The 14,151-nt window shown below is 44.6% G+C and carries 11 protein-coding genes, 2 tRNA genes and 1 pseudogene; 9 read left to right on the top strand and 5 right to left on the bottom strand.

Annotated features, from left to right (window positions below; genetic code table 11):
* Positions 1 to 51: 51 nt before the first annotated feature.
* Entirely contained in the window at positions 52 to 1,143 is a 1,092-nt protein-coding gene (locus ABDW33_RS04370; protein WP_343688842.1) for a fatty acid desaturase, read from the bottom strand.
* Between the two features lie 184 nt (positions 1,144 to 1,327).
* Positions 1,328 to 2,002, bottom strand: coding sequence for a hypothetical protein (locus ABDW33_RS04365; protein ID WP_343688841.1), 675 nt, complete (start codon positions 2,000 to 2,002; stop codon positions 1,328 to 1,330).
* A gap of 133 nt (positions 2,003 to 2,135) precedes the next feature.
* Here ABDW33_RS04365 and rseP point away from each other — a divergent pair, with 133 nt between their 5' ends.
* From rseP to ABDW33_RS04350, 3 genes are all read left to right on the top strand, one after another.
* Positions 2,136 to 3,494, top strand: a complete 1,359-nt coding sequence (gene rseP, locus ABDW33_RS04360) for an RIP metalloprotease RseP (protein WP_343688840.1) — start codon at positions 2,136 to 2,138, stop codon at positions 3,492 to 3,494.
* A 25-nt stretch (positions 3,495 to 3,519) separates the two neighbouring features.
* Positions 3,520 to 4,647: an acyltransferase family protein gene (locus ABDW33_RS04355; RefSeq protein WP_343688839.1), complete on the top strand. Its 1,128-nt coding sequence runs from the start codon at positions 3,520 to 3,522 to the stop codon at positions 4,645 to 4,647.
* Positions 4,648 to 4,782: 135 nt separating this feature from the next.
* Positions 4,783 to 6,567, top strand: a complete 1,785-nt coding sequence (locus ABDW33_RS04350; protein ID WP_343688838.1) for a DNA mismatch repair protein MutS — start codon at positions 4,783 to 4,785, stop codon at positions 6,565 to 6,567.
* A gap of 146 nt (positions 6,568 to 6,713) precedes the next feature.
* Here ABDW33_RS04350 and ABDW33_RS04345 read toward each other — a convergent pair.
* Positions 6,714 to 6,787 (bottom strand) — tRNA-Ala (locus ABDW33_RS04345).
* 415 nt (positions 6,788 to 7,202) lie between these two features.
* On the opposite strand from ABDW33_RS04345, the gene ABDW33_RS04340 reads away from it, so the two are divergent.
* Both ABDW33_RS04340 and ABDW33_RS04335 read left to right on the top strand, forming a co-directional pair.
* On the top strand, positions 7,203 to 7,391 hold the full coding sequence (locus tag ABDW33_RS04340) for a hypothetical protein (protein ID WP_343688837.1): 189 nt from the start codon (positions 7,203 to 7,205) through the stop codon (positions 7,389 to 7,391).
* Between the two features lie 15 nt (positions 7,392 to 7,406).
* Positions 7,407 to 7,733, top strand: a pseudogene (locus tag ABDW33_RS04335) (thioredoxin family protein); the annotation flags it as partial.
* 39 nt (positions 7,734 to 7,772) lie between these two features.
* Here ABDW33_RS04335 and ABDW33_RS04330 read toward each other — a convergent pair.
* Positions 7,773 to 9,695 (bottom strand): gamma-glutamyltransferase, encoded by a 1,923-nt coding sequence (locus ABDW33_RS04330; protein WP_343688836.1) that lies wholly within the window; start codon positions 9,693 to 9,695, stop codon positions 7,773 to 7,775.
* Between the two features lie 116 nt (positions 9,696 to 9,811).
* Positions 9,812 to 10,171 (bottom strand): SnoaL-like domain-containing protein, encoded by a 360-nt coding sequence (locus ABDW33_RS04325; protein WP_343688835.1) that lies wholly within the window; start codon positions 10,169 to 10,171, stop codon positions 9,812 to 9,814.
* A gap of 184 nt (positions 10,172 to 10,355) precedes the next feature.
* On the opposite strand from ABDW33_RS04325, the gene ABDW33_RS04320 reads away from it, so the two are divergent.
* The 4 genes from ABDW33_RS04320 to ABDW33_RS04305 all read left to right on the top strand — a co-directional run bounded on the left by ABDW33_RS04320 (position 10,356) and on the right by ABDW33_RS04305 (position 13,989).
* Positions 10,356 to 11,357: an AraC family transcriptional regulator gene (locus ABDW33_RS04320; protein WP_343688834.1), complete on the top strand. Its 1,002-nt coding sequence runs from the start codon at positions 10,356 to 10,358 to the stop codon at positions 11,355 to 11,357.
* A 25-nt stretch (positions 11,358 to 11,382) separates the two neighbouring features.
* Positions 11,383 to 12,555, top strand: coding sequence for a M20 family metallopeptidase (locus ABDW33_RS04315; protein ID WP_343688833.1), 1,173 nt, complete (start codon positions 11,383 to 11,385; stop codon positions 12,553 to 12,555).
* 65 nt (positions 12,556 to 12,620) lie between these two features.
* A complete protein-coding gene (locus tag ABDW33_RS04310) occupies positions 12,621 to 13,805 on the top strand; it encodes an MFS transporter (RefSeq protein WP_343688832.1) in 1,185 nt (394 codons plus the stop codon).
* Between the two features lie 102 nt (positions 13,806 to 13,907).
* A tRNA-Leu gene (locus tag ABDW33_RS04305) sits at positions 13,908 to 13,989 on the top strand.
* The last annotated feature ends 162 nt before the right edge of the window (positions 13,990 to 14,151 follow it).

Below are 14,151 nucleotides of genomic sequence, written 5' to 3'. Positions count from 1 at the left end.
TAAGACACGGGCATCTACAGAAAAGTATGTGATATCAAACAGTTATTTTTTTCAAGCAGCAGTGCGCAATACCGGTGGGACAGACAATCTTCTCAGATAACGAAAATGCGAACCGATCGCCCCCCATAAAGAAAATGATTTATAGGCCAGGCCATATTCCCTGGCGGTGGCACTTACAATACGGGTAATTGCCGGGTAATGACAGTGGCAAATACCGGGATACAGATGATGAGCTACGTGTGTATTAAAGCCACCAAAAAGATAGGTAGCCAATTTACTGTGTGGAGAGAAATCAATGGTAACCGCCAACTCGTGGTTCTTCTGGTAATCATGTATGTAGCCGTCTTCATCAAATTCGGGAAAAATTGATTCATCGATCTGGTGATTCAAAACCCCTATACAGGTAAAGAATATGCTACCGATCGCATGCATCAGCAGGAAGCCCAGTAATACCTCCCACCAGGCCACATCCAGTACAAGCATTGGGATTACCAACATATAAAACACATAAAACAGCTTATAAGCGTACAATGCCACAAAAGCTTTACGCGGATGATTTACCGGAAAGATATTTCCCATTCGCTGCCGTTTAAACAACTGAAAATCTCCTGAAAACACCAGGTTAATACTGAATAGCAGATAGAGGAATGGGGCATACCATACCTGGTAATAATGCATTCTACGATACGGTTGTTTCTCTGATAAGCGGATAAGGGAAAAATCATCCACGATGACATCTACCCCCTCAATACTGGTAAATGTATGATGCACTTTGTTATGCAGGTACTCAAAGATGTATGCATTCATGCCGATCAACTCCAAAGAGGTGAGCAGCCATTTGTTGACATGTTTATTCTTACTAAAAGCCTTGTGGGCAGCTGTATGCGCTATATTCAGAAAGATACTGGGAAAGGAAATACCCATTACTACCGTGAATAATAACATATATCCCCGGGAAAACTGATTACTGATAATAGCAGTATAGGCACCGAAGTACAACAACAAAAACAAAATGGTAACGATGATCAATTCCGGGTTTGCAAAAGGGGATAATTGGGTTTCGCGAAAATAGTTCTGCACGCGTTTATCCAATTCCTGACTGAAATCCGAATGGGTACCATAGAGAAAACGAATCTTCTTCATTAAGGCGCGTTATGGGGTATTGTAAAATGTTGTGTCTAATATTTGGGCTTTCGGGTTAAATTCATTCAGTGTTATGGAATACTGATCTCTTTCTGCGTTGATTCTAAAATTAGATTTTTAAAAAGTCATTTCCAAATTAAATATACCAGTAAATGATATGTGATAAGTAAAATTATTATCAGGATCATATTGCAAAAGAGGCAGCCGCTACACGGGGTACATCTAGTTTATTCAGCTGCAGCCATCTGTTCCAGCGTTGCGCCAGTTGTGCATATTGCTGCCTGAGTGTTGTCAGGTATGGTTCATATTTTTCATCAACAGCTGTGAACACTAATAGTACACCTTGCCGCTCATAGGGCAACCTGCTGTTTTGCGCTACAGCTATCGCGTCCATAGCTGCCAGATTGGTGATAATATCTTCAGCGATGTGACAGATATCCCATATTGTAGTCATCAACTTTACGTTATGAACAAAAGAAAGCCACCCAATGAAAGAATTATTATTCATATCTACTTTTACCGGACGAATATGTTGCTCATAAAAAAACCAGATATCTATATGGTCCGGGCTGGTTAACAAAGGCACACCGTCTCTGCCATTCAGCGCTTCCCCCTGGTAGGCATTGAACATCCGCAAAAGCAAAGCCCCCAGCGAATGACGATGTCTGTGTGGCATTGCTGCTAATAAAGTGTCGTCTCCCTGCTGTGCAGCAGTAAACAATTCTTTTGTAGCAAGGATCACACCCGCCTGCCGATGCCCCGCGTTTGAGCTGGCATAAAGCCGGTTAAGATAAATTCTGCCTATCAGGAAACTACTTATACTACTGCAGATTATAGCAGTTATTATGGTGGTCAACATGGAGATGAGGTTAATGGTTATATCATATTCGCATTCGTAGTCTAAAGTAAGCGTATTAATTTAATTCCAGATTATTTTTTTTATTTTAGTACACTAATAAGTTTAACCCTTAACTCCAAAAAAAGATACGTATATGGAAACCGCACTGGTAAAATGGGGATCTTTCATCCTTTCGCTTTCACTGTTAATCGTATTGCACGAGATGGGACACTTTGTACCTGCCAAAGCATTCAAGACAAGGGTGAGTAAATTTTATCTCTTCTTTGACTTTTTGTTCCCCGTATCAGGATGGCTTAAATTTTCCCTGCTGAAATTCAAAAGAGGGGAAACGGAATATGGCATTGGCTGGTTTCCTTTGGGAGGATATGTACAGATAGAAGGAATGGTGGATGAACAAATGAATACAGAACAGCTGCAACAACCGCCACAGCCCTGGGAATTCAGATCCAAACCTGCATGGCAGAGACTTATTATCATGGCCGGCGGAATCCTCGTTAATCTTTTGGTTGGCATATTGATCTATACTATGATCGCCTGGTACTGGGGGAAACAAACCCTTCCTGCACATCAGCTGACCTATGGCATTTCAGCAGGTACAATTGCCAGGGAATCTGGTCTTCGTGATGGAGATCAGATCATATCGCTGGATAAAGAACCGGTGCAGGACTTTAATACGATCACCAAAAGCATCATACTGGGAGAAGCGCATAGCATGCAGGTACTTCGTGACGGACAACAACTGGATATTGCCTTTTCTCCTTCTCTACCAAGGGAACTGATCCACGCAAAAGGGCAGAATTTTATAGCGCCCCGTATACCAGCGGTGACGGGGACAATAACTGCGAAAAGTATTGCGGAAAAAAGTGGCCTGCTTCCTGGCGATAAAATATTGTCCGTTAACGGCATTCCTGTCACCTACTATCATGAATTTCAGCAACAATTGCAAAACACCAAAGAAAAAACATTACAACTACAGGTATCAAGAAAGGGGCAATCCCGGGAGATCCGTATTCCTGTAGTAGCTGACCAGGATTATGGCATTTCTTCACCTAACCTGCAATCAATATTTACATACGACGTCAGGACCTATTCACTTTCAGCCGCCCTGGCAGAAGGCACCAGGATGGGGATCAATGCACTCAGTGACTACATCCGCCAAATAAAAATGATGTTCTCTGGTGATATTAAATTATCTGAGAGCCTGGGTGGATTTGGCTCCATTGCCAGCCTGTTTCCTTCCAGCTGGAATTGGCTGAGCTTTTGGCGCATTACTGCGTTTCTTTCTTTTATACTTGCCTTTATGAACTTACTTCCCATCCCTGGACTGGACGGTGGGCATATTATGTTCCTACTGTATGAAATGTTCTCCGGCCGGCAGCCACATATCAAAGTGATGGAATATTCCCAGCTCGCGGGTATGTTGTTAATCTTCGGCCTGCTTTTGTACTCAAATGGCCTGGACATTCTGCGTGCACTTAAAATCACATTCTGAGACTGCGGTCAAAAATCCATTCACTATGACATCCCCAGCACCACGCCATTACTATCTCGACTGGATTAAAATACTCTGCATATTATTGCTGGTGCCTTATCATGCAGCAATGATCTTTGGCCCGGCCCATTTTGGTATCAAGAATGATCTCATTTTTTCAGGCTACAACATCTTCAATGAACTAATAGGCATGTGGTATTTCTCTGTGCTGATGTTTATATCAGGGTCAGCAGCAACGTTTGCACTTCGATACCGCAGCGCGGGACAATATCTCCTGTCGCGCTTTACACGTCTGCTCTTACCACTAGTCTTCGGTATGCTCGTGGTCATTCCCCCACAAGTCTATGTAGAGCGATTACAAAAACACCAGATACAACCAGGTTATCTTGCATTTTATAAACACCTGGCAGATGGCATCTATCCTTCAGGCAATCTTACCTGGGCACAACTTTGGTACGTAGCTTACCTGTTCGTCATTTCCCTGCTCTTGCTGCCAGTTTGCCTCTATATCAGGAACCGGGCACATTTCGGAGAAAGGGTTTTCTGCTATATCAGCCATGCGCCTTATCTTTTAATTGGATGGGCCCTACCACTAATGCTGGTGGAATACTTTCTGAGGGCTTATTTCCCATTTGGCAATCAGAATCTCGTGAGTGACTGGGCCAATGTACTGCATCTTAGTATCGTATTCCTTTACGGATTTATTATCATGCGCTCTCCCCCACTACAGGCTGCGGTATTGCGCTGCCGTCAGCCAGCATTCATACTGGCAATAGCAGGCGTACTTAGTTATTATATCCCTTATATACTGGGATATTTCTCTCCGCATCAGCAATCTGCTGATGTTATACGCCTGCTGGACGTATGGAGAGGGTTCAATGCCTGGTGCTGGACACTGGCTATTATAGGATATGCCAGTACTTATCTGACTACCATCAATCCTACACTTCAATATGCTTCCAAAGCTTTTTTATCTGTATACATATTACATCAGACGATCCTGCTGAGTGCTGCCTATTTTGTAGTACAATGGACCTTACCGGCATTTTTCAAATTTATTATACTGACAATAGTGACCTACACAATTACCTTACTCATCTATCATTATCTGATCCTGCCGAGCAAATCAATACGCATGCTCTTCGGTGGTTGACCCGATGTAACAGTACCAAATAAATTTTTCTGCTATTGGTATATCCAGTATCTTTCAGAATTGACGTTGTCAACCCATCATTTTTATTCCTAGCGGGAATGATGTTACACTTCAACATTAATTTCGTATTCCAGTATGAACACTATTCAATCCTACGAGGATCTACAAAAAATTTATCAGGGCCGTTTAGATACCCTATTAAATAAGCAACGTCTAATCAGTTTTACCCGCCTGCTTTCAATCATTTTCAGCGGTGTAGCGCTTTATTACTACTTTAAAGAAGATCAGTACTGGCTGTTGGGTGCTGCTGGTATTTTTCTTGTGCTATTCTTTCTGCTTGTCAAACAATTTGGTAAGAATAAAGAACGTGTTGATCATCTGCGCCTGCTTATTAAGATCAACAAAGACGAAATTGCTTATGTAGAACAAGGCATACTGAACTTTGAAGCCGGTGAAGAATTCATTGACCCCGAACACGCTTACACATTCGACCTCGATGTCTTTGGCAGCAACTCTCTTTTCCAACATATGAACCGCACAGGTACGCTCATTGGGAAACAGGCGCTAGCCCAACGTTTCATTCATCAGCAGGTAACCGGTATTCACGAAGAACAGGCTGCTGTAGCAGAACTGGCAGATCATATTGAATGGCGCCAGCATTTTACGGCTTTCGGCAGACTGCATGTCTCCACAGAAAAAGACCGGCGGAGTTTTAATGATTGGTTGAATGCGCCGCAATTTTATCTAAAGAAAAAGATAAACGTTATTCTATTTTATCTACTGCCAGCTATCACACTGGCAACCCTCCTTATAATGCTCCTTACCACACACAAGGAATATTATTTCACCTTCCTCACATTTTTTCTACTGAACCTGCTACTCGTTGGCCTGAACCTGAAACGTTTTAAAAAAGAATATCTTGCTCTCGAAGGAGTAAGTAAAATATTCAATACTTATAGCCATCTTCTCAAAGCGATTGAAAGCGAATCATTCCAGTCTTCCCGTTTACAAGCATTGAGACAAAGTATTTTTACAGAACATACTTCTGCCGGGAAGGCCATTAGCCAGCTTGCCCGTGTATTGAGCAAGTTCGATTCCCAACAGAACATTTTTGGTAGTCTCCTGCTGAATGGCTTATTGCTGGATGCGTTGCATACTATGTTGTCTTTGGAAAAATGGCGTTCACGTTATGCACAAAATGTTCCGCTGTGGATGGAAGTGATTGCCACCTGGGATAGCCTGAACTCATTGGCCAATTTCTATTGCAACAACAGGTCTTTCGTATTTCCGCAACTGAGTAATAAACCCATGCTGGAAATAAAAGATGCCGGTCACCCGCTGATCCGGAAAGATAAGCGTGTTTACAATGATATAAGCTTCCAGGAAGGGAAGTTTACCATCCTCACCGGCTCGAATATGTCCGGCAAAAGCACCTTTCTGCGTACCATTGGCGTCAATCTGCTGCTGGCGAGGATGGGCGCACCATTATGTGCCAGCTCCTGTACCCTTTACCCTTTTGAAATATTTGTCAGCATGAAGATTAACGACTCGCTGCAGAACAGTGAATCGCTTTTCTTTGCAGAGCTCAGAAGGCTGAGACGTATTATAGACCAGGTAGAAACAAGACAACCCACTTTTGTAATCCTCGATGAAATATTACGCGGCACCAATTCAAACGATAAACACCGTGGCACAAGTAGCCTGATCCGCAAACTGGCTGCATTTAAAGTATATGGTATTATTGCCACACATGACCTTACAATCAGTGAAATGGTAATGGAATATCCTCTCTTTCTGCGCAATCAATGTTTTGAAGTAGAAATAGATGACAAACGCCTGCATTTCGACTATAAATTAAAAGATGGTATTTGCCAGAAAATGAGCGCTGTTTATCTCATGGAGCAAATGAACATCATATGAGGGGACACATTGTAAAATAGGAATCTTGCGATAAATGGCAGTCCTGGTAAATTGTAGTATGACTCCGGATCATATACACTATTGACGGGATATTCAAAGGAAATAAAAAAGGGACAAGCCTTACAATTTCAGACTTGTCCCATGAGTGGAGAATACCGGAGTCGAACCGGTGACCTCTTGCATGCCATGCAAGCGCTCTAGCCAACTGAGCTAATTCCCCTGCTATCGAGGTTGCAAATGTAAAATATTTCTGGAATCTGCCAACTTTTTTTTGTGATTACAGTTCCTGACCCGAAAAAACGTATGCTCATGTTGATTCTTATCTCCTACCGGCCCCAAAGCGAAGCAATCATGAAATTAAAAGGCTCAGTTCACAACCAGGGAGAAAAGATAGCCGCCATGCATGAATGGTGTACAAAATGGGATTCTTCTTTATATCCACCTTTTTTGTAAATGAATGTCAACTACCGGAAATATATAGTGTAGCAGATTTAAAATATTTCATTTTAAACCCGGGTAATAAAAGGAAGCAATCTAAAACGAAATAATTATGACACGAATCGCCCGGTGGATTTGTTTATGGCTGATGATATTTTTCATTAAAGATGCTGCAGGCCAGTTAAAATTTAGAATTAATGGACATATCAACAATTCAACAGACACTAAAACAAAAAACAGCAAATTTCTATAGTCGCATGATTGCCTCCAGGGAATCAAAAGTCAACGAACCATCATCGAAATACATGGCAGATAACATCTTCCCTGCCACTGTTGCTGTGGATACTTCACTCAAACAGGTAATGCCTGACAAAGCATTCTTTTAAAAGCAACAGTATACCCTTGTGGAATTCTGGGCCAGCTGGTGTGGCCCCTGCAGAAGAGTAAATGAACGCCTAAAAGGGATGACACCACTGCTGCAAAGGAAAGACGTGGCACTGGTCGGCTTTTCACTGGATCTGGCGGCGGAAGCATGGAAGATCGCCGTGATAAACGACAAAATGCCCTGGTTTCAGGTTAGTGATCTGAAAGGTACCAGCTCCCCGTTAGCTGAATTCCTGCAACTCAGTGCGATTCCTGCAAATGTGCTGGTAGACCGGGATGGAAAAATTGTACGTGTCAATATTTATGACAAAGAGCTGGACGATTTTCTGAAAAGCGTTCGCTGATAGTATGAAACCTGTTAGTGATATGGCATGACTGGTATATTACCAGCCAATGCCATAATCTTCTCCATGGTTGCTGCTACCGCCCCACAGACTACCATGGTCCCTATCAAGGAAAATAGCGTTTACAGGACCACTGGTACGTTCGCCGTAAGTAGGTTTGTACCCCATCTTAATAAGTGAGGTGCGCACGCTGTCAGGGGTATTTTTGTTAAGCAGGATCTCTCCCGGATGCGGCACACGATCTTTAACCTGGGTACCGCCCAGGGATAACCATAACTGGTTGGTATTGATATTTGCAGCTTCAGTAGCCTGCTGCACTGTCATGCCAAATTCTACAATATCCAGAAAGAACTGTAAGAGGTTCTGATCCTGTGTATCGCCACCCTGTACTGCAAAAGACAAAAATGGTTTGCCATCTTTCAGTGCCATACTAGGGGTGAGTGTTACACGTGGACGCTTGCCGGGCGCCACTACATTGAAAGGACATACCGCAGAATCCAACACAAAGGACTGCATACGCTGGCTCATACCTACCCCTGTATGCCCTGCGATACAAGCTGGTGTCCAACCACCGCTGGGCGTTACAGATACTACCCAGCCTTCTTCATCAGCTGCTTCCACGCTGGTGGTACCTCTCCATAACCTATCCATATAGGTGCTATCGTTCATTGCCATCATCTGGTCAGTAGCCGGGATATGCAGCAGCGCTGCTGCATCGTGTTTAGGCAGGAAACCCTGGTTGAGATGAATGGATGTATCCGTCAGTGCATTGTGTACGTTTAATAAGGCCGTAAATGGATTCTTTTTGCCTTCATAGGCATATGGATCACCCGGACTTAATCCAGGCTCATTTTGAGCCGGATTAATCAGTTTTGCCCTATCTTTTGCATATGCTTTACTCAGCAATCCATCCATGGGCAGGTTGTGTGAAAAAGCAGGGTCCCCATAATAGAAATCACGATCTGCAAATGCAAGGCTCATGGTCTGATAAAGCGTATTGATATATTGCGATGAATTGTAGCCCATGCTTTTAAGATCGAAGTTCTCCAGTATGTTCAGGCTTTGCAGCATGGCAGGGCCCTGTGTCCAGGCTTGTAATTTGTATACTTCTATACCGCGGTAATTCACATGCAACGGTTCTTCTTCCACAGGCTTCCATGTAGCCAGATCATTCATCGTGATCAAACCGCCCTGCTCCTGGCAACCTCTTACAAATTCCTTTGCAATGTCACCTTTATAAAAACGATCGTAAGCGGCCATAATAGCTTCTTTACGGCTTTTGTGATTGCGAAGTGCCTCTTGTTCTGCTTCTACCATTTTGGTCAATGTAGCCAGCAGGTCTTTCTGTACAAAGATCTCACCTGCATCCGGTGCTTCTCTCTTTTCACCGGGATGTGTCAGGAAAACGGCTTTGCTATATGGCCAGCCTTTGATCCTTTCTTTTGCACGTTCAATACTGTTGGCCGTCTGTGCTTCTATTGGATAACCTGCAGCCATTTCCATAGCAGGTGCCAGGACTTCTTTCAGACTGAGTTTACCATAGTTTGCCAGCATGAGGCAAAGTCCTCCTGGCGTACCTGGAGTAACAGCTGCCAGTGGGCCATATTCAGGCGGGAAGTTGTATCCCTTGCTTTTGAAGAATGCAGGGGTGGCACCGGTAGGCGCTACACCCAATGAATTGATGGCAATGACTTTCTTTGTTTTAGGATTATAGATGAGGGCTTGTGTTTCACCACCCCAACTCAATACATCCCACATGGTACAGGTAGCGGCCAGCATAGCACAGGCAGCATCTACTGCATTACCTCCCTTCTGAAAGATCATAGACCCTGCGGTAGCAGCCAATGGTTTGCCGGTAACAGCCATCCAATGTTTTCCATGTAAGGGGGGTTTTTGAGTTTGCTGTGCCATCATTGGCGAAGCCATAGCCAGGAGGCATACCAGGAGGTAGATTCGTTTCATAAGCAAATGCGATTTAGACAGTAGGATGCCAAGGTAATAAAAGAAAAAAAACGATCCTATTGCTTTTGGACCTGCGGTATAAAAGCAATAGGATCGGGCAGCAGCTGAAAAAGCCGTTAAAAGAAGAACTGTTCAGAAACGACCTTTCCGTCTTTCACTTCATAGACGCAGATCTCCGCCATATTCATTCTCCCCTGTCCTCTCATATCCACATCCATGTCGATCGTGAAGGAAATAGCATTTGCGACCACCAGTGGATCAGATACTTTGATACTATGTACCGCATCTAATCCATCCATAAAAAACTTAATCTTTTTCTGCAGCGCTGGCAGTCCTTTGGTTTCCTTTGCAAAATTGGGTGTAGCATAAGGTTCAATGCTCACCGCATCATCAGCATACAATTCAGTTTGTGCCTGCTCGAACTTTCCTTCAGCGCAATACGCTACCAGTTTGGTGGCAATCTCTTGTGTAGTCATAACGAATGGGGTTTAATGAATATAAAGCTAAGATAATAATATTACCCTTGTCATAAATGACCCGCTTGGCGGTTCTATTGGATAACAGGGCTATTGATATGCAATGCAGCCGCAGTGATATCCCTTAATTTGCTACAACTAACCCAAAATTTTTTCTCACAATCACACATTAAATACGATAACGATGTCCAACCAATATCCCCCTGGGCTGCACTTCGGGATCCCTGAAAAAATGCAGCCACATATCCGCATATCCACACATCTGCCGGAACAATTCAAGCAATATCTGCTATCACCTACCTCTGCTACCACTTATATAGAAGCACCTTTCGGCAGTTACATTACGCAGGAAATCAAGGGAGCAGACTGGCTAATCAGCTGGCAACAATGTTTTATCCGGGAAAAGGTACGGTTACGGCCCTCTACCCCCACGCCTATGCTGGCTATGTATTGCATTTTGAAAGGCAATATCTCCTGCCGGCTACAGGGACAGGGTAAAATAATGCTGATTGAAAAAGAGTTCGGGATATACTACGTCCCGTCTCACTCTCAGAACACTGCAGACCTGCGATCGGGTAATTATGAGATGATCTGCATTTCCTTTTCGCCTTCTTTTTTCAGCAGGTTCATTTCCCGGCATCCGTCATTTGATGAAATTTATCAGCAACAACAAAAACAGGCGCGCAGAGGTACAACACTTCCCGCTATCAGGATGGATGCAACGGATCTGAAATTACTGAACGACCTGCGGCGTTGCCCATTGGAGGAGTCAGAAAAAACGGCTTTTGTGGAAGAGAAGCTGGAAACACTGCTTACCCAGTATTTCAATGCCCTTACCCCTAAATACCTGCAGAATGGGGAACAGGCAGGTAAGCTGAAACAGGTATGCCTGTACATTCAGCATCACTATCACCAGCACCTGGCCATAGCAGATCTGAGCAAGAAGGCAGATATGCACATCAACACTTTTGAACGGGCTTTCAAAGAGCTATTAGGGGTTAGCCCCAGAGGGTATATCGAACACCTGCGGATGAAAAAAGCGGCTACGCTACTATCGCAGACTACACTTAGCATCAAAGAAATCAGTTATAACACCGGCTACAGAGGGGCGAACTACTTCACAGCGGTGTTCAGGAAACGGTATCGCTGCTCTCCAAGAGAATATCGTAAAAACCGCTTATCTTGAGGATACCTTAAGTAAAGTGGAATAAATGGACGAGCAATTATCAGCCAGACTTATACAGATCAGAAGACAGATTCATGCCAACCCGGAACTGGGTTATCAGGAGGAAAAGACATCTCAGCTGGTAAAGCAGGAGCTTGACCGGCTAGGCATATCTTATACTACAGGGGCAGCCCGTGGTACAGGTGTGATTGGCAGCCTGCGTAAAGGCGAGGGGCCTGTTGTAGCGATCCGTGCAGATATGGATGCCCTGCCTATGCAGGAAGAGACGGGATTACCTTTTGCCTCTGGCATTGCCGGTAAAATGCATTCCTGTGGACATGACCTGCATACGACTATGCTGATAGGTGCGGCAGCACTGTTAAAAGATACAGACTTCCAGGGTACGGTGAAGTTCCTGTTTCAGCCCTCAGAAGAAGGTCCTAATGGCGATCCGGAAGGCAAAACAGGCGCACACCGGCTGGTGGAAGAAGGATACCTGGACGATGTACAGGCAGCGCTGGGACTGCATGTGGACCCATCATTGCCCGTTGGTCAGATCACTTATGCACTGGGACCAGCACTGGCATGTACCGGTTTCTTCTCTATCAAGGTATTAGGCAAGGCAGCCCATGCAGGCGCAGCCCCACAACTGGGTGTAGATGCTGTAGCTGTAGCTGCTCAACTGATCACTTCTGCACAAATGATTGTAGCAAGACATACAGCGCCTACGGAAACGGCAGTATTGTCGTTTACCAAGATCAATGGTGGGGTGGCGCCCAATGTGATTGCTGACAGGGTGGTGCTGGAAGGTACCATCCGTTCACTGGACCTGGACACCTACAACGACATTATCAGCCGGCTCGATAAGATCATAACCGGCCTGATGGCTGCGTTTGATGCAAAGATCACGTTCGACCTTTATTATAACCTGCCAAGTGTGCTAAACGATGGGCAGGTACATAGCAAGCTGGTTCAAAGTCTGGATACCGTATTCGGTGCGGGCAACAGCAGGCAGGTAATTCCCCTGCTGGCGGGAGAAGACTTTGCACATTACTCCAGGAAAGTGCCGTCCATGTTTTACCTGTTGGGAGCACAGGATCCGGCCTGTGGTGGATACTACCTGCACCATCCAAAGGTCATTTTCAATGAAGGAGCTATTGCCTATGGGGCAAAATTCCTTGCGACGGGGGCAGTAGGATTATTGAATAATTACAGGTAATTATTGTCTTTTTAAATGACGGGCAAGCCGGGTGTTGAAATAGTATACCTAATTTTGCTCCTGCAATGGAACAAAAACACCTTGGAAAAGCAGACACCGCTTTCATGGCGGCCTGTACCGGATTGATCGTCGCCAATATATATTATTGCCAACCCCTGATCGTTTTGATCGCCAAAGAATGGGGACTAAAAGAAAGCGCCGCCGGGCGTGTCACCTACCTCACCCAGATCGGATATGCGCTGGGGTTATTGCTCCTGGTACCGCTGGGAGATATCCTTGAACGTAAGAAACAGATCCTGATTACCACCCTGGTGGCGATAGGTGCCTTATTGCTGGCGGCTACCGCACAGAACTTCTATGTATTACAGGCAGCGAGTCTGCTGATCGGCATATCATCTGTGGTACCTCAGTTGATATTACCGCTGGCGGCTCACCTTGCACCGGATCATAAACGGGGCAGCATCATTGGTGCCATCATGGGTGGTTTGCTGGTAGGCATTTTGGCTTCCCGTTCCGTGAGTGGTACGGTGGGTGCGTTATCCGGCTGGAGAGAAATGTATTATATCGCGGCCGGTATTTGTACAGTGCTGCTGGTGCTAATGTATTTCCGGTTCCCAGTAAGTCAGCCGACATTGAAGAGTAATTACGGAGAATTAATGCGTACCGTAGCCCATTATGCCCGTACACATCCCCGGTTGCGGGAGGCTTCGGTGATGAATGCTTTATCATTTGCGGTATTGAGTGCTTTCTGGGTAACGATGGTCTTATTCCTTTCCGATGCGCCTTTTAACTATACGTCGGCACAGATCGGCATGTTCGGAATAGCGGGGGCGGCAGGTGCGCTGGCGGCACCGCTGGTAGGGAAGCTGAGTGATGGCAGGGATCCGAGAAGGAATATCATCATTGGACTGGTACTGGAACTACTTAGTTTTGGTGCATTTTACTTTACTGGTAGCAATATAATATTACTTTTAGTCGGAATTGTGTTGGTAGATGTGGGGCATCAGTCTATCATGGTGACTAACCAGACCATTATATACGCATTAAAACCGGAGGCGAGGAACAGGTTTAACACGGTGTATATGACAACGACATTTATAGGAGGAGCCGGGGGGTCAGCGATTGGGTTATTCCTCTGGAACAATGGACAGTGGCCGTTAGTATGTGCGGGCTGTACAGGAATAGTAGTAATAAATATGATGTTGTTTTACCTGTTCAGACCGTCGTCAGTCAAAAAGGCACTGATTTAACTACAGACATTTTTTTTAAATTCATAAAAAACAATACCTTTGCCGTCCTTTCCACAGCATGTCAAGGCAGGGGAAAGTAGTTCTTAACACGTTAGAGTGTATGCGGGTGTGGTGAAATTGGTAGACACGCCAGACTTAGGATCTGGTGCTTCACGGCATGGGGGTTCGAGTCCCTCCACCCGCACTTTTTTTATACAATTCGGCATACAGCTTATAAAAAATATTGCCATTTAGGCACTAAGTCACAAAGTAACTCCCACATAGCTGCCATTCCTTCGTGCCTTCGTGACTTCATGGCAGAACTTTCAATTCAGGAATTATTATTGCTTCATACAAGAACATTTAT

This window comes from Chitinophaga sp. (assembly GCF_039596155.1).
Taxonomy (GTDB): Bacteria; Bacteroidota; Bacteroidia; order Chitinophagales; family Chitinophagaceae; genus Chitinophaga.
The sequence above is the reverse complement of the archived record's forward strand: the minus strand, read 5'-3'. Positions and strand labels throughout refer to the sequence as shown.

Bases quoted from the DNA above. Each gene is read 5' to 3' on its own strand.
- ABDW33_RS04340 (WP_343688837.1), top strand. From the start codon at position 7,203: ATGGACATATCAACAATTCAACAGACACTAAAACAAAAAACAGCAAAT.
- ABDW33_RS04365 (WP_343688841.1), bottom strand. From the start codon at position 2,002: ATGTTGACCACCATAATAACTGCTATAATCTGCAGTAGTATAAGTAGT.
- ABDW33_RS04315 (WP_343688833.1), top strand. From the start codon at position 11,383: ATGGACGAGCAATTATCAGCCAGACTTATACAGATCAGAAGACAGATT.
- ABDW33_RS04370 (WP_343688842.1), bottom strand. From the start codon at position 1,143: ATGAAGAAGATTCGTTTTCTCTATGGTACCCATTCGGATTTCAGTCAG.
- ABDW33_RS04320 (WP_343688834.1), top strand. From the start codon at position 10,356: ATGTCCAACCAATATCCCCCTGGGCTGCACTTCGGGATCCCTGAAAAA.
- ABDW33_RS04310 (WP_343688832.1), top strand. From the start codon at position 12,621: ATGGAACAAAAACACCTTGGAAAAGCAGACACCGCTTTCATGGCGGCC.
- ABDW33_RS04325 (WP_343688835.1), bottom strand. From the start codon at position 10,171: ATGACTACACAAGAGATTGCCACCAAACTGGTAGCGTATTGCGCTGAA.
- rseP (WP_343688840.1), top strand. From the start codon at position 2,136: ATGGAAACCGCACTGGTAAAATGGGGATCTTTCATCCTTTCGCTTTCA.
- ABDW33_RS04355 (WP_343688839.1), top strand. From the start codon at position 3,520: ATGACATCCCCAGCACCACGCCATTACTATCTCGACTGGATTAAAATA.
- ABDW33_RS04350 (WP_343688838.1), top strand. From the start codon at position 4,783: ATGAACACTATTCAATCCTACGAGGATCTACAAAAAATTTATCAGGGC.
- ABDW33_RS04330 (WP_343688836.1), bottom strand. From the start codon at position 9,695: ATGAAACGAATCTACCTCCTGGTATGCCTCCTGGCTATGGCTTCGCCA.